The organism is Nonomuraea sp. NPDC049649, from assembly GCF_040675175.1.
Lineage (GTDB): Bacteria > Actinomycetota > Actinomycetes > Streptosporangiales > Streptosporangiaceae > Nonomuraea.
On sequence record NZ_JBFAOH010000001.1, the window covers coordinates 610,271 to 632,814 of the forward strand.

A 22,544-nucleotide genomic window follows, 5' to 3' on the forward strand; every position below is an offset into this window, starting at 1 on the left:
GGTCAGATCCCGTCGCCGACGCGCTCCAGGACCCGGAGCGATCCGGTCGCCCGTACCTCGGTGAACGCGCCGGACTCCAGCGCCCGCAGATAGATCCGGTAGGGCGCCTGCCCGCCGTCGGCCGGGTCGGGGTAGATGTCGTGGAACACCAGCGCGCCGCCGCGCACCACGTGCGGTGCCCAGCCCTCGTAGTCGCGGGTGACCGGCTCCTCGGAGTGGCCGCCGTCGATGAAGAGCATGCCCAGCGGCTTCGCCCAGAGCTTCGCCACCTGGTCGGAGCGCCCGACGATCGCGATCACCTCGTCCTCCAGCCCGGCGGCGGCGATCGTGGCGCGGAAGGCCGGCAGTGAGTCCATCTTGCCGAAGCGCGGGTCGACCAGCGTCGGGTCGTGGTGCTCCCAGCCCGGCTGGATCTCCTCCGAGCCGCGGTGGTGGTCGACGGTGACGACGACCGAGCCGGTCTCGCGGGCGGCGGCGCCCAGGTAGATCGCCGACTTGCCGCAGTAGGTGCCGATCTCGCACATAGGCCCGCGGCGCCCGTACTCGCGAGCCGCCTCGTACAGCGCCAGGCCCTCGTCGGCGGGCATGAACCCCTTGGCGCGCTCGGCGGCGCGGCGCAGCTCCGGCGGCATCGTCATGCCCAGCACCCTAATGGTACCGAATATTGTTCGGGCCACCCCTTGCCCGGTTTTGTGGAACCTGTTCTACTAGCAGCGTGAAACAGCGTGCCCGCATCGCCATGCCCGAGGGAGAGGTCGCCGCGTTCCTGGAAGAGGGACGGAAGCTCCAGCTCGCCACCATCAACCCCGACGGCACCCCCCACCTGGTGACCATGTTCTACGGCCTCGACAAAGGCCGCATCGTCTTCTGGACGTACGCCAAATCGCAGAAGGCCAGGAACCTGGCCCGCGACCCCCGGGTGAGCTGCCTCATCGAAGCGGGCGACGACTACGCCGAACTGCGCGGGGTGCTCCTGTACGGGCGAGTCACCGTACTCGACAGCCCCGAGGACGTGCTCGACATCGGCATGCGGGTGGCACGCCGGATGACCCCCGGAGTGGACGACGAGCACCTGCGCCCCTACGTCGAGCAGACCGGCCGCAAGCGGCTCGGGTACGTCGTCGAAGCTGGCAAAGTGGTCTCATGGGATCACCGGAGAATCGCGTGAAAGTCACTGTCGACGAGCTGGTCTGCGAGGCCAACGGCGTCTGCGTGGGCCTCGCGCCCGAGGTCTTCGAGCTGGACGACGACGACCGGCTCCACATCCTGCTCCCCGAGCCACCCCCCGAAACGCTCGACCGCGTCCGCCACGCGGTGCGGTCCTGCCCCAAAGCCGCCCTCACCCTTGAGGACTAGCCGGAGGAGGAACCATGCGCGCCGCGCTCCTGCACGCCGTAGGTGACGACAAGCTGGACATCCGCGACGACGTCACCCTGGCCCCGGTCGGGCCCACCGACGTCCGCGTACGGATCAAGGCGACAGGCGTCTGCCACTCCGACCTGTCGGCCATGACGGGAGTGCTGCCGCAGCCCGTGCCGCTCGTCCCCGGCCACGAAGGCGCGGGCGAGGTCGTGGAAGTCGGCGAACACGTCGGCTCCGTCCAGCCCGGCGACCACGTCGTGATCAGCTGGCGGCCCGCCTGCCAGGAATGCGACCTGTGCCTCGGCGGGCAGCCGTTCCTGTGCATGAAGTACATCATCGAGTCCTTCTCCAAGGGCAACTTCCGCTTCGGCGCCGACACCACCGCCTACGGCATGGCCGGCTGCGGCACCTGGGCCGAAGAGATCGTGGTCCCGTCCGTCGGCGTGGTGAAGATCGACCCCGAAGTGTCGTGGGAAGCCGCCGCGCTCATCGGCTGCGGCATCACCACCGGCGTCGGCGCCGCCATCAACACCGCCAAGGTCCGCCCCGGCTCCACCGTCGCCGTCATCGGCTGCGGCGGCGTCGGCCTCTCCGTGATCCAGGGCGCGCGCATCTCCGGAGCCCGCACCATCCTCGCCATCGACCCGCTCGAGTCCAAGCACGAACTGGCCAAGAAGGTCGGCGCCACCCACGCCGTCACCCCGGAGGAAGTCCCCGCCGCCCTCGCCGAACTCACCGGCGGCAGCGGCTTCGACTACGGCTTCGAAGTCGTCGGCAAATCCGCCACCATCCAGTCCGCCTGGCAACTCACCCGCGCCGGCGGCGACGTCGTCGTGGTCGGCGCGGGCGCGGCCGACGACATGGTCTCCATCTCCGCCTTCAGCCTGCTCTTCGAGGGCAAGAACCTGCTGTCGAGTCTGTACGGGGAAGCGGACGTGCGGCACGACTTCCCGTACTTCGCCAAGCTCCACAAGGCCGGGCAGCTCGACCTGGAGTCGCTGATCAGCTCCCGCATCAGACTCGCCGACCTCAACGACGCGGTGGAGGCGCTGAAGAGCGGCGAGGTGCTGCGCCAGATCGTAGTGATGGACTGATTTTCCGGGGCGCTTGAGGGCGTGGACCCCGCCGGGCTGCTCGGGGGTTGACCGGGCGGAGAGGCGTGGTCCTCGCCTGTCCGGGCGCTACGCGCTTGAAGAGCTCGGGCTGTGTTTCATGGGGGCTTCGCCCAACCGCACGGTCCTCGCTCGTCCTGGCGCTTCGCGCCTAACGGCTCGGGCTGTGTCTGATTGGGGGCTCCGCCCCAGGGCGAGGGGCTTGCGCCCCTCGCGCACCCCGAGTCGTGGACCGGTGGAGTCGGTTACTGGCGACCAGATTCGGTGTGTGGAGTGAGACAACGGGAAGGCCGGGCAACCGATATACCTCAGATGTCCCGCCCGCATCGCCCGCCGAAGCCAGCCGATCCAGGAGGCGTGAAGGGGTAGATTGCCCCTCGGTGTCGACCGCATCCTGTTCGAAGTGGATGATCCTAAGCGTCCTGAAACCGGTCGATGCCGGGGAGCGCGAGGGGCGGGAGCCCATCGCCCGGGGCGAAGCCCCAATCAGACACAGCCCGAGCTCTCTAGGCGCGAAGCGCCGGGACGAGCGAGGACCATGCCGTTGAGCGCGAAGCCCCCAGACGAGCGAGGACCGTGCCGTCACCGTCCCCCGGCCCCATGCGCCCAGAGGTCCCGCAGCAATGCCACCTCCGCACCGTGATGAATGGCCTCCCTGTTGATGTGCAGCACCAGCGTGGCCATCGGCCGGTCGCCGTACTGCCCTTCGGCCGGCCCGCACGGCCGCGCCAGCCCCTCCGCACCCAGCGACAGCACCCCTCGCGACCAGCGCGCATACCCCTCGTCGAGTTGTTCCAGAGCCTCCGCCGCCGTGGCCGCGTACGGGTATGTCTGGTAGTCGACCGGCAGCCCGCCGAAGTGGCTGTGCACCCGAGCCCCGAAGACGCCGACGATGATGTGCGCGAGCCGCCAGGCGATCGTGGTCACCGGCGCGGGCCGGGGCGGCGGGTAGGCCCAGTCGATCGGGTCGCCGGTGCCCGGGCGGATGGTCCACGCTCCGGGCACCGGCTCCCACAGGTACTCCTCGTCGGTGAGCCCGTCGAGCCGGGGCCGGACCTGGTTGGTCCAGTGCCAGTCGAGCTGGTCGTGCAGCTCTCGCGTCCAGTCCATGCTCTGCGTCTGCCCCCGGCGCGGGACTTCTCAGGCGTGTGCGCTGTGAGTCGCGTGGGCCGGGCAGCGCACCGCCGGGTTCCACTGCTCGAACATGCCCTTCGGGTTCTCCTTGAAGATCCAGATGTGCAGGTCGTAGTGGATGGGCATGCCGTTCTCGTGCGGCCCCATCGGCCCCTGGAACTCGTGCCCCAGCAGCTTGGGCCGGTCGTCGGAGGTCGCGATGCGCTGGTCCCTGTCGATCCTGAAGTACTCGACCGCTCCCAGCTCGCGCCCGCCCTTCCCGTCGGGCACGTACACCAGGATCTCGGGCCGCAGGAGCTGGATCTTCGGGTCGTTGACGAGCCGCTCGTTGACGTAGTGGTAGCCCATCGCGCCGAGCCGCTCACCCCGGGGCAGCGTGTACGGGAACTCCCAGCAGTTGTCGGACCTGATGTACCCGTGCTTCTCGGCCACCCGCGGGTCCTTGAATTTCGCCGTGGCCCGGCGCAGCCGCTTCAACCAGTTGGACGGACGGACGTTCGGCCGGTCAACCTGCTCCGCTTGCACACCTTTCGCGGGGGCGGCCTCGGCGGGCAGGACGACGACGGATGCCGCGCATGCGGCGGCGAGGAGCATGGATGCGATTTTTCTCATGCTTGTGTTTGTCCGCCGCGAATTTTCACGTCAAACCCTGGACGTTATCAACCATCCATTGCTGACACGACAAAATACCCAAGCTCGAAACATATCGCTGAAATACGGACATTCCCCTATTGTCAGCACCTTCAGCGTTGTGACACCAATCCCCCGAGAGGCACCCATCGCTGTACTCCATCAGGTACGTCCGCGGGCGTTATCCTTTCATCCAGTCCCTCTCGACGAAAGGATAACGTCTAACCTTTCATCGGCACCGCCTCTGTGAAAGGTTACGGACAGCCACCCAGCGAGGCTCGACACCGGCCGACGCCCCAGAATCGCGGCGCCGGTCGATCACCACAAACCAGCAGTTCACCTAGAGACCCGCCCAAGACTCCAAAGCACCCCGTTCGCCCAAAAGGGTTTACATCGCCAGCGTCACGGCCACGATCACCGCAGCAGGACTCTCACCACCTGGTGATGACGGAGGCGCATGGACACGGCGGAGCGGTACCGGCGTTTCTCGCTCGCGGAGGCCCGCGGGCACTCCCCCATCTACGACATGCTCGCGTCACGGATCGCCCGCGACACCACCCTGCTGACCTTGATCGACCGACTCCCCGTAGAGAAGAGGCAGCCCAACCTGCTGTTCGCGGCCGTACGATTCCTCGGTGGCCCGGTCCACGACTACGAAGCTTTCCAAAGCTGGACCATGGCCGAGTGGGATCGGATCCAGCGGACTATGCGGGAGCGCCGCACCCAGACCAACGAGCCGAACCGATGCGCCGCACTCCTGCCCGCCCTGGCTTCCTTACCAGGCCCGCTGGCCCTCATCGAGGTCGGCGCCTCAGCCGGTCTCTGCCTCTATCCGGATCGCTATAGGTACAGCTACGACGACCGCCCCTTGCTCGGCCCCACCGAAAGCGCCGTCCTGCTGAAATGCCGGACACAGGGCCCCGTCCCACTGCCCGCCAGCCTGCCCGACATCGCGTGGCGCACCGGGATCGACCTCAACCCACTCGACGTACGCGACCCCGACGACACGCGCTGGCTGGAAAGCCTGATCTGGCCCGAACAGCGCGAACGTCTCCGTCGCCTCCGGGCCGCCGTCAACATAGCCCGAGCAGAACCCGCGAACATCACCCCCGGAGACCTCAACCAGTCGATCACCGACACACTGGACCAGGTCCCCAAGGGCACCACCCCCGTGGTTTTCCACAGCGCCGTGATGGCTTACCTGCCGCACGAGGCACGAGACTCCTTCGCCAGCACAATGCGGTCACTCTCCTGCCGCTGGATCTCCAACGAAGCCCCCGGCGTGCTCCCCGCCGTGGACCACCGCCTCCCCCGCCCCGTGCCGGGCACATCCCAGGTCTTCGTCCTCTCCTTGGACGGCCGTCCCCTGGCATTCACCGGCCCCCACGGGCAGCACTTGGACTGGTTCTCATCTTCTCAAGAGGCTCACGAGCTGACTTGACGCGACCGACACCGGCGTGGCCGAGTTTTCAGTCATATGTGAGTTCCTGATGCGGATGAGGCAAACATGCACATTCGCCCTACGGTCTTGTTCGGGAAATACAGCTGTTCAGTCGCCGACGGAGAGCAGCTATTTCCCGAACACCACCGGAAAGCACTCCTCCAAGACCAGCCAAGGCTCACTGCCGACTACTTGAGCAAGAGACCATCAGCTCACGGGCGCATGGCGGAAAGCGGGGAGTCCCGGGTCAAGACCCATGCCGTCGATCGGTGTCCCCGAAACGGGGCTAATGCCCGGGTGCGCGAGGGGCGGGAGCCCCTCGCCCAGGGGCGAAGCCCCCAATCAGACACAGCCCGAGCCGTTAGGCGCGAAGCGCCAGGACAAGCGAGGACCACGCCGTTGGGCGGAGCCCTCAATCAAACACAGCCCGAGCCGACAGGCGCGAAGCGCCAAGACAGGCGAGGACCACGCCGTTACCCCAGCAGAGGCGAGGGCCCCAAGGACAGAGCCCTCGCCCCAGTCAATCAGTCGCTGCTGAAGGCCGCGTCGAAAGCCACCGCCGGCGGCTTGATCGCGTTCAGGGTACGGATGTACGACAGCGCCTCCCGGGCCCCGTCGAGCCGGTCCATCCCCGCGTCCTCCCATTCGATGGAGATGGGCCCGTCGTAGCCGATGGAGTTGAGCGCCCGGAAGCAGTCCTCCCACGGCACGTCGCCGCGCCCGGTGGAGACGAAGTCCCAGCCGCGCCGCATGTCCGCCCAGGGCAGGTGCGACGAGAGCCGCCCGCGGCGGCCGTCGCCGACGCGGACGCGGGTGTCCTTGCAGTCGACGTGGTAGATGCGGTCGGCGAAGTCGAGGATGAAGCCCACCGGGTCGAGGTCCTGCCACACCATGTGGGACGGGTCCCAGTTGAGCCCGAACGCGGGCCGGTGGCCGATGGCCTCCAGGGTGCGGACGGTGGTGTGGTAGTCGTAGGCGATCTCGCTGGGGTGCACTTCGAGGGCGAACCGTACGCCGACCTCGTCGAACACGTCCATGATCGGGTTCCACCGGTCGGCGAAGTCCTGGTAGCCGGCGTCCACCATGGAGGCGGGCACGGGCGGGAACATGGCGACGGTGTGCCAGATGGACGAGCCGGTGAAGCCGACGACGGTGTTGACGCCGAGCGCGGCGGCGGCCCTGGCGGTGTCCTTCATCTCTTCGGCGGCGCGCCGGCGGACGCCTTCGGGGTCTCCGTCGCCCCAGATGCGGGCGGGCAGGATGCCCTTGTGGCGTGCGTCGATGGGGTTGTCGCAGACGGCCTGGCCCACGAGGTGGTTGGAGATCGTCCACACCTTCAGGCCGTGCTTGTCGAGCTGGGCGCGCTTCTGTTCGACGTACGAGGGGTCGGAGACGGCCTGGGCGACGTCGAAGTGGTCGCCTGAGCAGGCGATCTCCAGGCCGTCGTAGCCCCATTCGGAAGCCAGCCGGCACACTTCCTCGAACGGCATGTCGGCCCACTGGCCGGTGAACAGCGTGATGGGTCTCATCAGTCCTCCACGGTGGTGTAGCGGCTGCCTTCGGCGGCGCTGCGTTCGACGGCGGCGAGCACGCGCTGGACGCGCAGCCCGTCGGCGAAGGACGGCGTGGGGTCGGTCCCCTGGCCGATGGCCTCCAGGAAGTCCTTGATCTCGTGGGTGAACGTGTGCTCGTACCCGAGGCCGTGGCCGGGCGGCCACCAGGCGCCGACGTACGGGTGGTCGGGTTCGGTGACGAGGATGCGTTCGAAGCCGCGCCCGCCGTCGCTGACCCATAGTTCGTTCATGGCCTCGAAGTCGAAGGCGAGGCTGCCGAGCGAGCCGTTGAGCTCGATCCGCAGGGCGTTCTTGCGGCCGGTGGCGAACCGGGTGGCTTCGAAGGTGCCGAGTGCCCCGCCCGACAGCCGCCCGATGAACAGGGCGGCGTCGTCGACCGTGACGGGCCCGGTGCCGGTGCCGCCGCTGGCGGCGAGGCCGGTGGAGCCTTCGGCGAGCGGGCGTTCCTTGATGAAGGTCTCGGTGAGGGCGGACACGCCGACGAGGTGCTGCCCGGCGATGAACTGGGCGGCGTCGATGATGTGGGCGCCGATGTCGCCGAGCGCGCCCGATCCGGCCTTGTCCTTCTGGAGCCGCCACACCAGGGGGAAGTCGGGGTCGACGATCCAGTCCTGGAGGTATTGGGCGCGGACGTGGCGGATCTCGCCGAGGCGTCCTTCTTCCACGAGGCGGCGGGCGAGCGCGATGGCGGGCACCCGGCGGTAGTTGAACGCCACCATGCTCTTGCCGGTGGCGCCGGCCGCGGCCGCCGTCATGGCCTCGGCCTCTTCGACGGTGTTGGCGAGCGGTTTCTCGCAGATGACGTGTTTGCCGGCTTGGAGTGCGGCGATGGCGATCTCGGCGTGGGTGTCGCCGGGGGTGCAGATGTCGACGATGTCGACGTCATCCCGGGCGATCACCTCCCGCCAGTCGGTGACCGCTTCGTCCCAGCCGAGTTGTTCGGCGGCGGCCTCGGTGGCCTCCTTCGAGCGGCCCGCGATGACCCGCATGCGCGGTTTGACGGGCAGGTCGAAGAAGGCGGAGACGCTCCGCCATGCCTGGGAATGGACGCGGCCCATGAAGGCGTAGCCGATCATGCCGACGCCGACTGTTCTGTCTGACATGCAACCCCCGATCAGGATTCGAAGCCGAGAGGCAGGTACTGCTCGACGTTCTCCTTGGTGATGGTCTCGGACGCGAGAGTGATGGACTGGGGAACCTGGTTCTCCACCAGGTCGCTCATGCCCTTCCCCTGGGCGATCAGACGGGCGATCTTGATCGCGGAGGAGGCCATGGTGGGGCTGTAGGTGACGGTGGCCTTCAGGACGGTGTTGTCGTCCTTGATGGCGCGCATGGCGTTGGCCGAGCCGGCGCCGCCGACCATGATGAACTCGTCGCGCCCCGCCTCGCTGATGGCGGCGAGCACGCCGATGCCCTGGTCGTCGTCGTGGTTCCACATCGCGTCGATCTTGCTGTGCGCCTGCAGCAGCGAGGTGGCGACCTCGTTGCCGGTCTCCACGGTGAACTGCGCGTCCTGCTGGGCGGTGACGCTGAACCCGTACGTCTTGAGCGCGTCGGCGAAGCCCTTGCTGCGGTCCTGGGTGAGCGGGAGGGTGGCGATGCCCTGGATCTCGACGATGACCGGGTTGGAGACGTTCTTCTCCTTGAGCGCGGTGCCGATGTAGTGGCCGGCGGCCACGCCCATGCCGTAGTTGTCGCCGCCGATCCAGGTCCGGTAGGCGAGCTTGTCGGGGAAGATCCGGTCCAGGTTGACGACGGGGATGCCGGCCTCGCTGGCCCGCAGCGCGATCTGGTTCAGCTGCTCGCCGTCGTTGGGCAGGATGACCAGGGCGTCGACCTTGGCGGCGATGAGCGACTCGACGGCGGAGATCTGCTGGTTGATGTCGTTGGTCGGCTCGACGGGCTTGAACTCGATGTCGGAGTACTGCTGGGCGGTGGCCTCGGCGTTCTTGGCGATGGCCGCGATCCAGCCGTGGTCGGCGGCGGGGGCGGAGAAGCCGATGGTCACCTTGGTGCCGGGCTCGTCGTTGCCGCCGGCCGCCGCCTGGGTGGCGGCGGGTGCGGCCTCGGAGGTGGGCGCGGCGGACGGCTCGTTGCTGGTGCAGCCGGCCGCGAGCAGGGCGGCTCCGCCGAGTCCTCCGATGAGGAATCCCCTGCGTGCGACGTTTTCACTCATGGTGCTCTCTCCTTAAGACTCCGCCGCTGGAGAAGGACGGCGACGACGATGATCAGGCCCTTGGCGATCAGCTGGTCGCTGGTGTTGAGGCCGTTGAGGATGAACAGGTTGGTGATGAGCGTGAAGATGAGCAGGCCGAGGATCGATCCGATGATCGTGCCTCGGCCGCCGGTGAGCAGGGTGCCGCCGATGATGACGGCGGCGATGGCGTCCAGCTCGTACAGGTCGCCGTGGGTGGACGAACCGGTGGTGGTGCGGGCCATGATGAGGATGGCGGCGATGCCGCAGCACAGCCCCGACAGCGCGTAGAGAAGCATGGTGTGGCGGCGCACGTCGATGCCGGCCAGCCGGGCCGCCTCCGGGTTGCCGCCGACGGCGTAGGTGCGGCGGCCGAAGGTGGTCCGGTTGAGCAGGATCCAGCCGAGCGCCACGACCAGCGCGAAGACGTAGACCAGCAGCGGGACGCCGAGCACCCGGGTGGTCGACAGCTCGACGATGGCGGAGTTCTCCGGCTGGATGAGCTGGGTCTTGCGGTCGGACATGCGCTGGGCGAGGCCGCGGGCGGCGACCAGCATGGCGAGGGTGGCGATGAACGGCACCAGCCGCCCGTAGGCGATGAGGATGCCGTTGACGAGCCCGGTGCCGGTGCCGACGAGGATGGCGCAGATCGCCATGACGACCGGGCCGAACTCCTGGGTGGCCACCGTCGTCGCCCATACGGAGGACAGGGCCATGACCGCGCCGACCGACAGGTCGATGCCGCCGCCGATGATGACGAAGGTGGCGCCGACGGTGATGACGCCGATGGTGGCGGCCAGCGACAGGATGCTGATCAGGTTCGACGTGGTGCCGAAGGCGTCGGGCCTGGTGACGAGGCCGACGACGACGAGCAGCGCGATCGCCACCAGCAGGCCCACATGGCCGCCCTCGATCAGCCTGCCGAGGGGGTTGGCGACGGCCTGGCGGGCCGTCGCGAGCCCTGGTGGCCCGGTGTCCGTCCGTGGTTTCGTGGGGTCGCTCATCAGGCAGCCCTCCCGTTCATGATCATGTCCAGTACGAGGTGCTCGTCGAGTTCGCGGGCGTCGCCCTCGTGGATGACGGATCCCTCGCGCACCACCAGCACGCGGTCGGCCAGGCCGAGCACCTCCGGCACCTCGCTGGAGACCAGCAGCACGCCGATGCCGCTGTCGGCCAGTTCGCGGATGACCGCGTACAGCTCGGCCCTGGCGCCCACGTCGACGCCCCGGGTCGGCTCGTCGAGCAGGAGCAGCTTGCGGCTGCCGAGCAGCCAGCGGGCGAGCACGGCCTTCTGCTGGTTGCCGCCCGACAGGGTCTTGACGGCGCGTTCGGGGTCGGGCGGGCGGATGTCGAGCGCCTTCACCAGCCGCTCGGCCTCGGCTCTTTCGCGCGTACGGTCCAGCCAGCCGAGTCTGGCGAAGGCGGGGAGGCTGCCGAGGGAGATGTTGGCCGTGACGCTCTGGTCGAGCAGCAGCGCCTGGGCCTTGCGCTCTTCGGGTGCCAGGCCCATGCCCCGGCGCACGTTGCCGACGACGCTCTTCCGTACCGGTTTGCCGGAGAGCACCACCTTGCCGGTGGACGGGCGGGCCCCGTACACGGCTTCGAGGATCTCCGAGCGGCCGGAGCCGACGAGGCCGGCCAGCCCGAGGATCTCGCCGGCCCGTACCGAGAACGACACGTCGCGGAACGCGCCCGGGGAGGTGAGCCCCTCGACCCGCAGCACCTCCTCGCCGGGCGGCTCGGTCGGCCGGGGCGGGAAGACGTACTCGACGTCCCGGCCGGTCATGAGCGAGACGATCTGGGAGGTGGGGGTGTCGCTCGCGGGCAGGCCGACCGCGACGGTGCGGCCGTCCTTCAGTACGGTGACGCGGTCGCCGATCTCGCGGATCTCCTCCAGCCGGTGGGAGATGTAGACCACGGCGACGCCCTGGGCGGTCACCTCGCGGATGATGCGGAAGAGGTTGGCGACCTCGTCGTGGGCGAGCGCGGCCGACGGCTCGTCCATGATGATCAGGCGGGCGTCGTGGGAGAGCGCCCGGGCCATCGAGACGACCTGCTTGGCGGCCGGGGACAGCCGGCCGACCTCGGTGGTGGGGCGGATCTCCGGGTGGCCGAGCCGTTCCAGCACCTGGCGGGCGGCCCGGTTGCCCGCGGCGCGGTTGACGAAGCCGAGCTTGGCGTGCTCGTGGCCGAGGTAGATGTTGTCGGTGACGCTGAGCCCGTCGACGAGGTCGAGCTCCTGGTAGATGGTGGCGAAGCCGAGCCGGATGGCGTCGTTCGGGCCGGATGGGCGGATCCGCTTCCCGTTGAACTCGACCGTGCCTTCGTCCGGCTGGTGGACGCCCGCCAGGACCTTGATGAGCGTGGACTTGCCGGCGCCGTTCTGGCCCAGCAGGCAGTGCACCTCGCCCGCTCGCACGTCGAGATCGACCCCGTCCAGCGCGCGTACCCCGGGGAACTGCTTGACGATCCCCCTCATGACGAGCATGGGGCTCCCTTTCAGGCGTTGACGATCTTGTTGATGTTGTCCGGGGACAGGTAGTGCTCGATCGCCAGGATTCCGGCGCCCACGGCGGCGGCGTCGACTCCCATGCGGGTCGGCACGATCGACAGGTGGTTGGTGGCCAGCGGCAGCGAGCGGCGGTAGATCGTCTCCCTGATGCCGGCGAGCAGGTGCTCGTGGACCCGGGAGAGCGCGCCTCCTATGACGATGGCCTCGGGGTTGAAGAAGTTGACCAGGCCGGCCAGCACCCCGCCGATGAGCCGTCCGGCCTCGCGGACCAGCCGCAGCGCCTGGGTGTTGCCGGCCTGGACGAGGGCGACGACGTCGGCGCCGGTCTCCGCGGGGATGCCCAGCTCGGTGAGCCGCCGCGCCACTGCCGCGCCGCCGGCCACGGCCTCCAGGCAGGCGCTGTTGCCGCAGCGGCAGCCGGACTCCTCGTAGCCGCTGACGCGGATGTGGCCGATGTCGCCGGCCGAGCCCTGGGCTCCCCTGTGGAGCTTGCCGTTGGCCACGATGCCGCAGCCGATGCCGGTGCCGACCTTGACGAACAGCAGGTGGCGGGCGTCGGGGAAGACGTCGCGGTGCTCGCCGAGCGCCATGACGTTGACGTCGTTGTCGACGAGGACGTCGACGCCGGGAAAGTAGTCGGGGATCGGGTAGTCGTTCCAGCCGGGCATGATCGGCGGGTTGTTGGGCCGGCCGGTGGCGAACTCGACCGGTCCCGGCACGCCCATGCCGATCACGCGCAGCGCCGCCCTGGGCCGTCCCGCCGCGGCGAGCAGCCGGTCGATCCGCTCGTCGACGTGGGCCAGGATCCGCTCCGGCCCTTCGGCGATGAGCAGCGGGTCCTCGCACTGGGCGAGCACCACGCCGGTCATGTCCATGAGCGCGATACGGCAGTGGGTGGCCCCCAGGTCGACGCCGGCGAACGCGTGCTCCTCGGTGTGCAGACGGAGCTGGCGGGGCGGCCGGCCGCCGGTCGACTCGCCGCTCTCGGTCTCCTCGACCAGCCCGCGCTCGATCAGCGCGTCGACGCGCTGGGAGATCGTGGAGCGGGCCAGCCCGGTGAGCCGGGCGAGATCGGAACGGGTCGTGGCCGAGCCTGCGCTAATGAGCGTCAGGACGTCGCCCGGCGAGCCCGGGGCGGGGGTCATGCCGAGACAATAAGATCACGCAAGTCGTAATTCAAGAGTGTGAGCGACATAACTCCCGACACTTACGCCGATCATCGAACAAAGTCGAATTTGTCAGGACACAGAGAAGGCCGGACGGGGGCTCCCCATCCGGCCTTGACCTGCGCGTTCGTGGTCAGAGCATGCGCTGCATGGACTCCGTGGCCGTCTGGACGTACGGCTGCTCGGCCATGATCTGGTCCCAGTTCTCCGCGATGGCCTCGGGGGTGAGGTCGTCGTCCTTCCAGCCGGGGCCCTCGGCGACGAACACCCTCGCCACCCGGCCGGCACCCACGCTGAACACCTCCCCGCTCACCTCGCACGACTCGTGGACCAGGTAGGCCACCAGGGCGCTGATCCGCTCGGGAGTGAACTTGGCCTCGAACTCGGCGGGCAGCAGCGACTCGGTCATCCGGGTCCACGCTATGGGGGCGATGGCGTTGGCCTTGATGCCGTTGCGCGCCCCCTCGATGCCGACGGTCTTGGTCAGGCCGACCAGTCCCATCTTGGCGGTGGAGTAGTTGGCCTGGCCGAAGTTGCCGAACAGCCCGGCCGGGCTGGAGGTGTTGACGACGCGGCCGTAGCCGGCCTCCTTCATGTGCGGGTAGGCGGCCTGGGTGACCAGGAAGGAGCCGCGCACGTGCACGGCGATCACGTTGTCGAAGTCCTCGACCGACATCTTGCCCAGGGACTTGTCCCGCAGGATGCCCGCGTTGTTGATCACGATGTCGACCTTGCCGAAGGCCTCGACCGCGGCGGCGACGATCGCGCGGGCGCCCTCGGGGGTGGCGACGTTGTCGGTGCTGGCTATCGCCTGCCCGCCGTTCTTGTTGATCAGCTCCGCCACGTCGGCGGCGGGACCGGCCGAGGCGCCGGTGCCGTCGAGCGCGCCGCCGAGGTCGTTGACGACCACCTTGGCGCCCCGCTCGGCCAGCAGCAGCGCGTGTGAGCGGCCGAGGCCGTGACCGGCCCCCGTGACGATCGCGACCCTGTCATCGAACCGCAGCATCGAACCTCCAGCGCAGGAGAATAAAATTCTGTCAGCTGCACGATAACTCAGGGTCCGCGATCAGTCCCGGGTCCAGAGCTCCGGCTCTCCCGGCACCCGGCGGGCCCGGCCGCGCGACTCCAGCCACACCAGGTGGGCCAGCGTCTCGTTGCAGGCCGCGCGGCGCATGAACGGCTCGATCGACTCCCAGGGCCGCGACCAGGTCAGCTTGGTTGTCACGTCCCAGCAGGTGACCCCGTCGCCGACGATGACCCGCTCGATCTCCTCCAGCCGCTCCCGGTGGTGCGCCATCACGTAGTCGACCCGCCCGGCCAGCTCCAGGAACCGGTACTCGTGCGCGGGCAGCACCTCGTCCACGTCGAAGGCGCGCACGGCGTCCAGCGCGTCCAGGTAGTCGGCCAGCGGGTTCGGCGACGACTGCGGGTGCACGGCCACGGCGGAGGTGATCCGGGGCAGCACGTGGTCACCGGTGAACAGCACCTTCCTGGACGGTTCGGCGAAGCACAGGTGGCCGGGCGAGTGCCCGGGGGTCCAGACGGCGCGCAGGTCCCAGCCGGGCAGGTCGAGCCGGTCGCCGTCCTCGACGAGCCGGTCGGGCGGGGCCATCGTGACGAAGTCGCGGATCATCATGGAGGCGCCCGCCAGCTCGTCCACCACGGAGCCGGGCACGCCGCAGCGCAGGAGCTGGGCGCGCTCCTTGGCGACGAGCCCGTCGATGTACGGGTCGTCGTAGCGCTCGCGCAGCAGCCCGGCGTCGGCGGGGTGCAGGCCGATCCACGCGCCCGACGCCTCCCGGACCCGCCCGGCGAGCCCGTAGTGGTCGGGGTGGATGTGGGTGACGAGCACGGCCTTGACGTCGCCGATCGTGTAACCGGCCACGCCGAGCCCGGCCGAGAGCGCCTCGAACGCCTCGTCGGTGTCCCACCCGGCATCGATGATCGCCACGCCGTCGGCCAGTTCCAGCGCGTAGACGAGCACGTACCGCAGCGGGTTGATAGGAATGGGCACCGGAATCGACCAGAGACCCGGCCGGACCCGCTCGACCTCGGGGATGCCCCCGCCGGTCCACGCCGCACGCTGTCTCTCACTGGAGGGAGTCACCACGAACTTCGCCATGTCCCCGATTCTGCCCGCACCTCCCGAATCATGTTCTACTGGGGTCATGGACGCGGTACGAGATGGACGCTGGATCAGGCAGCCGAACGCCTTCACCGAGCCGCTGGGCCCGCCGGAGCCGGGCCGCTACCGGCTCTACGCCTCCTACGCCTGCCCGTGGGCGCAGCGGGTGCTGATCGTCCGCGAGCTCCTCGGCATCCAGGACCTGCTGGAGGCCATGATCGTCGACCCGATCCGCGACGAGCGGGGCTGGCGGGTGCCCGGCGGCGCGTTCCTGTCGGAGCTGTACCTGGCCACCGACCCCGATTTCCGGGGCCGCTACACCGTGCCGTGCGTCTGGGACGTCAAGGAAGAGCGCATCGTCACCAACGACTTCCCGCGGATCACCCTCGACCTGGAGACGCGCTGGGGCGGCGCCCTCGACCTCTACCCCGAGGAGCTGCGCGGCGAGATCGACGCCCTGAACGACCGCCTCTACCACGGCCTCAACAACGCGGTCTACGAGGCGGGCTTCGCCCGGAGCCAGGAGGCGTACGAGGAGGCGGTGCGGAAGGTCTTCGCCACGCTGGACTTCCTGGAGGAGCGGCTGTCGGGGCGGGAGTTCCTGTTCGACCGGCTGACCGAGAGCGACGTGCGCGCGTACACCACGCTGGTCCGCTTCGACACGGTGTACCACATCCACTTCAAGTGCTCGCTCCGGCGGCTGACGGACTATCCGGCGCTCTGGTCGTACACCAGGAGGTTGTACGCGATCCCGGCCTTCCGCGAGACCACGGACTTCGACCACATCAAGCGCCACTACTACCTGACCCAGACGAACCTCAACCCGAGCCGGCTCGTACCGCTGGGTCCGGAGCTCGACTGGAGCCTGTGACCGGCATCCGGACGAACAGCAGCGCCGAGGCCAGCACCACGACGGCGCTCAGCCCCCAGGCGGCGGCCACCCCGGCCTGCGCCGCCAGCGCGCCGAGCGTCAGGTTGGCCAGGATGCCGCCCGACTGCAGGGAGAGTGAGGACACGGAGGCGACGGTCGTGCGTTCGGCGGCGGTGACGGCGTTGTGGGTCATCTCCAGGCAGAGCAGCCCGGTCACCGAGACCCCGGCGAACAGCGTGACGTAGACCGCGCCCGCCGTCGCGAGCCCCGCCGCGCCGCCCAGCCCCGCGGTGGCGGCCAGCGTCCCGACCGAGACCGCGGCCAGCACGACACCGGCGATCGCCCCGCGGGCCGAGCTCCCGGCCAGCCGCGCCGCGCGGGGCGCGAGCGCGCTGCCCGCCGCGCTCCCGGCGAACCCCAGCGCGGCCACCACCGCGTACGCGGCGCTGCCCTGCTCGGCCGTCCCCGCGAGCCCGGCCAGGCGTCCCGGGGTGAGCAGCTCGATCGACACCAGCAGTACGCCCGAGCAGGCGGCGGCGAGCATCAGGCGGCGCAGCACGGGCCCGCCGGCCGTCAGCCGTATCCCGGAGACGACCGTGGCGGGCACGTCGCGCAGCACCCCGCCGGGCGACACGCGGGCGCGGGGCGGCTCGGGCAGCGCGAGCAGCACGACCACCAGCAGGACCGCCGCCGCCACCGCCCCCGCCAGGCTCGGCGCGGCCAGCGGGAAGACAGCCCCCGGCGGCACGACCAGCGGCAGGACGCCCCCGGCCAGCACGCCGAGGCAGAGCGCCGCGGACTCCACGGCGGCGCCCCGGGACAGCCCCGGCTTGAGATCGGCGCCGCGCCCTTCGATGCGGTGCAGCGTGTCGACGTACCAGGAGGTGGCCGGCCCGCTGGACAGCGCCCGGGCCACGCCCTTGAGCGCGTAACCCGCCAGGAACATCCAGAACGTGGCCGACACGGCGGTCAGCACGAGCGCCACGGTCAGGATCGCGGCGGAGACGGCCGCCATGACGCGCCGCCCCAGCACGTCGGACAGGCCGCCGGTGGGCAGCTCCAGAGTGAGGGTGACGACCGAGAAGACCGTGAGCACCAGGCCGGCCTGGGCCAGGCCGAGACCTCTCTCGGTCATCAGGAGCACCATCGAGGGCATCGCCAGGCCGATGGGCAGCCAGGTCAGGAAGCAGACGAGGGTGTAGCGGCGTAACGCGGAACGGCTGGTCACGACTCCTCCTCCTGGGCCGCGCGGGGGACCGCGCCCAGCCAGACGTGCACCTTCCGGGCGGCGGGGTCGCCGGCGTGGCGGGCGGCGAGGTCGCGCAGCAGCTCCCCCGCCTTCTCCTTGAACTCGCGGAGCGCGGCGGGCGGCAGCGTCAGGAGGTGGTCGCTCATCCCGGCGGCCTCCGCCCACTCCTCGGGCCAGGCGGCCTGGTCGTACTCCGCCATCACCCGGCCGACCATCTCCGCCTGCCGCAGGTGGATGATCCGCAGCGCCTCGCGGCCCTGCTCGCTGCCCGACAGCGCGGCGGCGTCCCAGGAGGTGTAGCGGTGGCGGGCCCGCCAGCGGCGCTCGCGGCCGTCGCGCCGCTCGTCGTCCTCCTCGATGAAGCCGTACTTGAACAGCTCGCGCAGGTGGTAGCTGGTCGAGCCCGAGCTCTCGCCGACCTTGCGGGCCAGCTCGCTGGCGGTGGCCGGGCCGTCGCCGCGGAGCAGGCCGAGCAGGCGCACCCGCAGCGGATGGGCGACGGCCTTGAGCACCCGGGGATCGCTGATCTTGTACTGCTCTTCCATACGTCGAGGGTAAATCGCAAAGGCTTTTTTGCAAAGAGAATTCTGCGGTCCGCCGGGATCGATAGACTGCCCGCATGCTGGACGACATCTGGGTGGACAACGAGGTCCACACGCTCCGTCCCGACTTCGCGCTGCTGGCGATCACCGCCAGGGGCCTGCGCAACGGGCCCACCGACGACCGCACGCGGGCCTGGCTCACCGAGGCGGCCGAGGCCGCCCGACCGGTCCAGACCGAGAAGATCGACGCCTGGAAGGACGCCTACCGCGCCTTCGGCGCCAAGCCGCAGCGCACCCGGCCCTCCGTCGACGCGCTCTCCCGCCGGCTCCCCCTGCCCGAGATCAACCTGGTCGTCGACGCCTACAACTCCGTCAGCGTCAAGCACGCGCTGCCCATCGGCGGCGAGGACCTCGACCGCTATCAGGGCCCGCCGCGCCTGGTACGGGCGAGCGGCGACGAGGCGTCGGAGGAGGCGCTCGGGCAGCCCGCGCCCGGCGAGGTGATCTGGCGCGACGACGCCGGCGTGACCTGCCGCAGATGGAACTGGCGCCAGGTGGTCCGCACCCGGCTCACCGAGGAGACCACCAACGCGATCTTCCTGCTGGAGCGGCTGGAGCCGATGACGATGGAAGAACTCAAGGAGGCCGGAGAGGAGCTGGCGGACCTGCTGACCCGGCTCTCCCCGGAGGTCCGGATCGACACCCGGCTCCTACCAGCGAGGAAGTAAACCCCCGGCCCCAAAGTTGATACCAAACGGTAATATAGTCGGCACCGCCTGGACTGGACGGGGGAGTCATGACCTCTAAGAACATGCTGAGAGGATCGGCCGTGGCGCCACAGCCTCGGTTGCGCGCTCTCCCGGTCCGGGCGAGTAGCCTTGGACAGGTTCTCCATCATCAACGCCGATCTGCGGAAGAGGGCGATTTCCGCCGTGTCGTCTGAGTCGTCGCGGACAAACCCGCTGGCAAGCTTTGGTCAGAACGAATGGCTTGTCGACGAGCTGTACCAGAAGTACCTCCAGGATCCCGAGTCCGTAGACAAGGCCTGGTGGAACTTCTTCGCTGACTACAACCCTGACTACGGATCCGGGCGAGCCCCGGCCAGGGAGGCGGCGAACGGCACAGCTACCGCGCCCGCCTCCGCACCAGCACCGACCACCAAGCCGCCGAAGGCGGCGCCACCAGCCGAGAAGCCGAAGCAGGCCAAGCAACCCGGCCCCGCGGTGCCCAAGGGCGCCGAGGAGGTCAGGCTGCGCGGTGCGGCGGCGCGCACGGCGCTCAACATGGAATCCTCGCTGTCCCTGCCCACCGCGACCAGTGTGCGGGCCATCCCGGCCAAGCTCATGGTCGACAACCGCATCGTGATAAACAATCACCTGAAGCGGGGCCGCGGCGGCAAGGTCTCCTTCACCCACCTGATCGGCTACGCCGTGGTCAAGGCCCTGGCGGCCCTGCCGGAGATGAACTACTCCTACGCCGAGGTCGACGGCAAGCCGACCCTGGTGAAGCCCGAACACGTCAACCTCGGCCTCGCCATCGACGTGCAGAAGAGCAACGGCGAACGCCAGCTGCTCGTGCCGTCGATCAAGGCCGCGGAGACGATGGACTTCCGGCAGTTCTGGTCGGCGTACGAGGAGATCGTCCGCAAGGCGCGGGCCGGCAAGCTCGGCGTCGACGACTTCACCGGCACCACGATCTCGCTGACCAACCCCGGCACGATCGGCACCGTCCACTCCGTTCCGCGCCTGATGCCCGGCCAGGGCACGATCATCGGCGTGGGCGCGATGGAGTACCCGGCCGAATACCAGGGCGCCTCCCCGGAGACGCTCTCCCGGCTGGCCGTCTCCAAGGTCATGACCCTGACCAGCACCTACGACCACCGGATCATCCAGGGCGCGCAGTCGGGCGACTTCCTGCGCCGGATCCACCAGCTGCTGCTGGGCGCCGACGGCTTCTACGACGAGATCTTCGAGGCCCTGCGCATCCCGTACGAGCCGGTCCGCTGGGTGCAGGACGTGTCGGCCTCGCACGACGACGACGTGTCCAAGTCCGCCCGGGTGCTGGAGCTGATCCACGCCTACCGGGTGCGCGGCCACCTGATGGCCGAGACCGACCCGCTCGAATACAAGCAGCGCAAGCACCCCGACCTCGACATCCAGTCCCATGGCCTTACCCTGTGGGACCTGGAGCGCGAGTTCGCCACCGGCGGTTTCGGCGGCCGCCCGCTGATGAAGCTCCGCGAGATCCTGGGCGTGCTGCGCGACTCGTACTGCCGCACCGTCGGCATCGAGTACATGCACATCCAGAACCCCGAGGAGCGGGCCTGGATCCAGGAGCGGGTGGAGAAGCCGCACATCTCCCCCGCCCGCGACGAGCAGCTCAACATCCTGAGCCGGCTCAACACCGCCGAGGCGTTCGAGACCTTCCTGCAGACCAAGTACGTCGGCCAGAAGCGGTTCTCGCTGGAGGGCGGCGAGTCCCTGATCCCGCTGCTCGACTCGGTGATCAGCGACGCCGCCGACGAGGAGCTCGACGAGGTCGTCATCGGCATGGCCCACCGCGGCCGGCTCAACGTGCTGGCCAACATCGTGGGCAAGTCGTACGCGCAGATCTTCGGCGAGTTCGAGGGCAACATCGACCCGCGCACCGCCCACGGCTCCGGCGACGTGAAGTACCACCTGGGCGCCACCGGCGAGTTCACCGCGCCGAGCGGCAAGACCATCACCACCTCCGTGGTGGCCAACCCCTCCCACCTGGAGGCGGTCAACCCGGTCCTGGAAGGCGTCGTCCGGGCCAAGCAGGACCTGCTGGAGCGCGGCGAGGAGGGCTTCACCGTCCTGCCGGTGCTCGTCCACGGCGACGCGGCCTTCGCCGGCCAGGGCGTCGTGGCCGAGACGCTCAACCTGTCGCAGCTGCGCGGCTACCGCACCGGCGGCACCGTGCACATCGTGGTCAACAACCAGGTCGGCTTCACCACCTCGCCCGCCTCGTCGCGGTCCTCGGTCTACGCGACCGACGTGGCGCGGATGATCCAGGCGCCGATCTTCCACGTCAACGGCGACGACCCCGAGGCCGTGGTGCGCGTGGGCAAGCTCGCCTACGAGTACCGCCAGGCGTTCCGCAAGGACGTCGTGATCGACCTCATCTGCTACCGCCGCCGCGGCCACAACGAGGGCGACAACCCGGCCTTCACCCAGCCGCTGATGTACGACCTCATCGACGCCAAGCGCTCGACCCGGAAGCTCTACACCGAGGCGCTGATCGGCCGGGGCGACATAACGGTCGAGGAGGCCGAGTCGGCGCTCCGCGACTACCAGGCCAAGCTGGAGCAGGCCTTCACCGAGACCCGCGAGGCGGCCAAGCGGCCGCTGGAGGCGGGGTCGATGCGGGTGCCGCCCACCGAGGTGGTCAAGTGGTCGCACGCCGACACGCCGACCGCGATCACCGACGAGACGCTCAAGCGCATCGTCGACACCCAGCTCAACCTGCCGGAGGGCTTCACGGTCCACCCCCGGCTGGCGCCGGTGCTGCAGCGCCGCGGCCAGATGGTCGAGCAGGACTCGATCGACTGGAGCATGGGCGAGACGCTGGCGTTCGGCGCGCTGCTCATCGACGGCCACCCGGTCCGCCTGGTCGGCCAGGACTCGCGGCGCGGCACGTTCACCCAGCGCCACGCGGTGCTGGTCGACCGCGTCACGGGCGCCGAGCACACCCCGCTGAAGGCGTTCAACCAGGGCACGACCAAGTTCTACGTCTACGACTCGCTGCTGAGCGAGTTCGCGGCGCTGGGCTTCGAGTACGGCTACAGCCTGGAGCGCAAGGACGCGCTGGTGGCGTGGGAGGCGCAGTTCGGCGACTTCGTCAACGGCGCCCAGACGATCATCGACGAGTTCATCTCGTCCGGTGAGCAGAAGTGGGGCCAGCGCTCGGGCGTGGTGCTGCTGCTGCCGCACGGCTACGAGGGCCAGGGTCCCGACCACTCCTCGGCCCGCATCGAGCGCTTCCTGCAGATCTGCGCGCTCGACAACATGACGGTGGCGCAGCCGACCACCCCGGCCAACTACTTCCACCTGCTGCGCTGGCAGGTGAAGTCGGGCCGGCACAAGCCGCTGGTCGTCTTCACGCCGAAGTGGCTGCTGCGCCACAAGCGGGCCACGTCGAAGGCGTCCGACTTCACCTCGGGCACCTTCCAGCCGGTCCTCGGCGACACGCTGGTCGACCCGGCGAAGGTCACCAAGGTGGCCATGTGCTCCGGCAAGGTCTACTACGACCTGCTGGCCAAGCGCGAGGCCGAGGGCCGCGACGACGTCGCCCTGGTCCGCCTGGAGCGGCTCTACCCGTACCCGAAGGAGGAGGTCGACGCCGAGCTGGCCCGCTACAGCTCCGACGCCGAGCTGCTCTGGGTGCAGGACGAGCCGGTCAACATGGGCCCGTGGCCGTACCTGTCGCTCAAGCTGGCGGAGGACCCGCAGCTCTGGGGTGGCCGCCGTCCGCGGCGCGTCTCCCGTACTCCGAACAGCTCGCCCGCGGTCGGCTCGCACGCCGCCCACGACGCGGAGCAGGAGGAGCTGATGCGTCAGGTCTTCGGCTGACCTGATCGACGCTGAAACGCCATGTCAGCCCCCGCCGCCC

20 protein-coding genes are annotated in these 22,544 nt (G+C 69.5%); 7 read left to right on the forward strand and 13 right to left on the reverse strand.

The window, feature by feature from the left end; genetic code table 11:
• Nucleotides 1–2 precede the first annotated feature (2 nt).
• Entirely contained in the window at nucleotides 3–632 is a 630-nt protein-coding gene (locus AB0J42_RS02885; protein ID WP_364288201.1) for a class I SAM-dependent methyltransferase, read from the reverse strand.
• A gap of 83 nt (nucleotides 633–715) precedes the next feature.
• On the opposite strand from AB0J42_RS02885, the gene AB0J42_RS02890 reads away from it, so the two are divergent.
• The 3 genes from AB0J42_RS02890 to AB0J42_RS02900 are packed head-to-tail and all read left to right on the forward strand — an operon-like array spanning nucleotide 716 to nucleotide 2,456.
• Nucleotides 716–1,168, forward strand: coding sequence for a pyridoxamine 5'-phosphate oxidase family protein (locus AB0J42_RS02890; protein WP_364287952.1), 453 nt, complete (start codon nucleotides 716–718; stop codon nucleotides 1,166–1,168).
• Entirely contained in the window at nucleotides 1,165–1,356 is a 192-nt protein-coding gene (locus AB0J42_RS02895; protein ID WP_364287955.1) for a ferredoxin, read from the forward strand. The genes AB0J42_RS02890 and AB0J42_RS02895 overlap by 4 nt, the downstream gene beginning before the upstream one ends.
• Nucleotides 1,357–1,370: 14 nt before the next feature.
• A complete protein-coding gene (locus AB0J42_RS02900) occupies nucleotides 1,371–2,456 on the forward strand; it encodes a Zn-dependent alcohol dehydrogenase (RefSeq protein WP_364287958.1) in 1,086 nt (361 codons plus the stop codon).
• Nucleotides 2,457–3,056: 600 nt separating this feature from the next.
• Here the strand turns inward: AB0J42_RS02900 and AB0J42_RS02905 are convergent.
• Nucleotides 3,057–3,584 (reverse strand): DinB family protein, encoded by a 528-nt coding sequence (locus AB0J42_RS02905; RefSeq protein ID WP_364287961.1) that lies wholly within the window; start codon nucleotides 3,582–3,584, stop codon nucleotides 3,057–3,059.
• A gap of 30 nt (nucleotides 3,585–3,614) precedes the next feature.
• Nucleotides 3,615–4,220 carry a hypothetical protein gene (locus AB0J42_RS02910; RefSeq protein ID WP_364287964.1) on the reverse strand — a complete coding sequence of 202 codons (606 nt, stop codon included), beginning with the start codon at nucleotides 4,218–4,220 and terminating at the stop codon, nucleotides 3,615–3,617.
• A gap of 475 nt (nucleotides 4,221–4,695) precedes the next feature.
• On the opposite strand from AB0J42_RS02910, the gene AB0J42_RS02915 reads away from it, so the two are divergent.
• Nucleotides 4,696–5,679 carry a DUF2332 domain-containing protein gene (locus AB0J42_RS02915; RefSeq protein ID WP_364287967.1) on the forward strand — a complete coding sequence of 328 codons (984 nt, stop codon included), beginning with the start codon at nucleotides 4,696–4,698 and terminating at the stop codon, nucleotides 5,677–5,679.
• A gap of 524 nt (nucleotides 5,680–6,203) precedes the next feature.
• Here AB0J42_RS02915 and AB0J42_RS02920 read toward each other — a convergent pair.
• The 8 genes from AB0J42_RS02920 to AB0J42_RS02955 all read right to left on the reverse strand — a co-directional run bounded on the left by AB0J42_RS02920 (nucleotide 6,204) and on the right by AB0J42_RS02955 (nucleotide 15,247).
• The gene (locus tag AB0J42_RS02920; RefSeq protein ID WP_364288204.1) at nucleotides 6,204–7,211 is read right to left on the reverse strand and encodes a sugar phosphate isomerase/epimerase family protein; all 1,008 of its coding nucleotides are present in this window, start codon (nucleotides 7,209–7,211) and stop codon (nucleotides 6,204–6,206) included.
• Nucleotides 7,208–8,356: a Gfo/Idh/MocA family oxidoreductase gene (locus AB0J42_RS02925; RefSeq protein ID WP_364287970.1), complete on the reverse strand. Its 1,149-nt coding sequence runs from the start codon at nucleotides 8,354–8,356 to the stop codon at nucleotides 7,208–7,210. Before AB0J42_RS02925 ends, AB0J42_RS02920 begins: the two co-directional genes overlap by 4 nt.
• 11 nt (nucleotides 8,357–8,367) lie before the next feature.
• Nucleotides 8,368–9,429 (reverse strand): ABC transporter substrate-binding protein, encoded by a 1,062-nt coding sequence (locus AB0J42_RS02930; RefSeq protein ID WP_364287973.1) that lies wholly within the window; start codon nucleotides 9,427–9,429, stop codon nucleotides 8,368–8,370.
• Nucleotides 9,426–10,451 carry an ABC transporter permease gene (locus AB0J42_RS02935; protein WP_364287976.1) on the reverse strand — a complete coding sequence of 342 codons (1,026 nt, stop codon included), beginning with the start codon at nucleotides 10,449–10,451 and terminating at the stop codon, nucleotides 9,426–9,428. The genes AB0J42_RS02930 and AB0J42_RS02935 overlap by 4 nt, the downstream gene beginning before the upstream one ends.
• Nucleotides 10,451–11,935 carry a sugar ABC transporter ATP-binding protein gene (locus AB0J42_RS02940; protein WP_364287979.1) on the reverse strand — a complete coding sequence of 495 codons (1,485 nt, stop codon included), beginning with the start codon at nucleotides 11,933–11,935 and terminating at the stop codon, nucleotides 10,451–10,453. The genes AB0J42_RS02935 and AB0J42_RS02940 overlap by 1 nt, the downstream gene beginning before the upstream one ends.
• Before the next feature lie 11 nt (nucleotides 11,936–11,946).
• Entirely contained in the window at nucleotides 11,947–13,104 is a 1,158-nt protein-coding gene (locus AB0J42_RS02945; protein WP_364287982.1) for an ROK family transcriptional regulator, read from the reverse strand.
• A 154-nt stretch (nucleotides 13,105–13,258) separates the two neighbouring features.
• A complete protein-coding gene (locus AB0J42_RS02950; RefSeq protein ID WP_364287985.1) occupies nucleotides 13,259–14,131 on the reverse strand; it encodes an SDR family oxidoreductase in 873 nt (290 codons plus the stop codon).
• 60 nt (nucleotides 14,132–14,191) lie between these two features.
• Complete coding sequence (locus tag AB0J42_RS02955) at nucleotides 14,192–15,247, reverse strand: MBL fold metallo-hydrolase (RefSeq protein ID WP_364287988.1); 1,056 nt, start codon at nucleotides 15,245–15,247, stop codon at nucleotides 14,192–14,194.
• 46 nt (nucleotides 15,248–15,293) lie between these two features.
• On the opposite strand from AB0J42_RS02955, the gene AB0J42_RS02960 reads away from it, so the two are divergent.
• Entirely contained in the window at nucleotides 15,294–16,121 is an 828-nt protein-coding gene (locus tag AB0J42_RS02960; protein WP_364287991.1) for a glutathione S-transferase C-terminal domain-containing protein, read from the forward strand.
• Here the strand turns inward: AB0J42_RS02960 and AB0J42_RS02965 are convergent.
• Nucleotides 16,069–17,349 carry an MFS transporter gene (locus tag AB0J42_RS02965; RefSeq protein ID WP_364287994.1) on the reverse strand — a complete coding sequence of 427 codons (1,281 nt, stop codon included), beginning with the start codon at nucleotides 17,347–17,349 and terminating at the stop codon, nucleotides 16,069–16,071. The two genes, AB0J42_RS02960 and AB0J42_RS02965, sit on opposite strands and share 53 nt — an antisense overlap.
• Nucleotides 17,346–17,915 (reverse strand): helix-turn-helix domain-containing protein, encoded by a 570-nt coding sequence (locus AB0J42_RS02970; protein ID WP_364287997.1) that lies wholly within the window; start codon nucleotides 17,913–17,915, stop codon nucleotides 17,346–17,348. The genes AB0J42_RS02965 and AB0J42_RS02970 overlap by 4 nt, the downstream gene beginning before the upstream one ends.
• Nucleotides 17,916–17,989: 74 nt before the next feature.
• On the opposite strand from AB0J42_RS02970, the gene AB0J42_RS02975 reads away from it, so the two are divergent.
• A complete protein-coding gene (locus AB0J42_RS02975) occupies nucleotides 17,990–18,640 on the forward strand; it encodes a phenylalanine--tRNA ligase beta subunit-related protein (RefSeq protein ID WP_364288000.1) in 651 nt (216 codons plus the stop codon).
• A gap of 204 nt (nucleotides 18,641–18,844) precedes the next feature.
• A complete protein-coding gene (locus tag AB0J42_RS02980) occupies nucleotides 18,845–22,504 on the forward strand; it encodes a multifunctional oxoglutarate decarboxylase/oxoglutarate dehydrogenase thiamine pyrophosphate-binding subunit/dihydrolipoyllysine-residue succinyltransferase subunit (RefSeq protein ID WP_364288003.1) in 3,660 nt (1,219 codons plus the stop codon).
• Nucleotides 22,505–22,544: the final 40 nt, after the last annotated feature.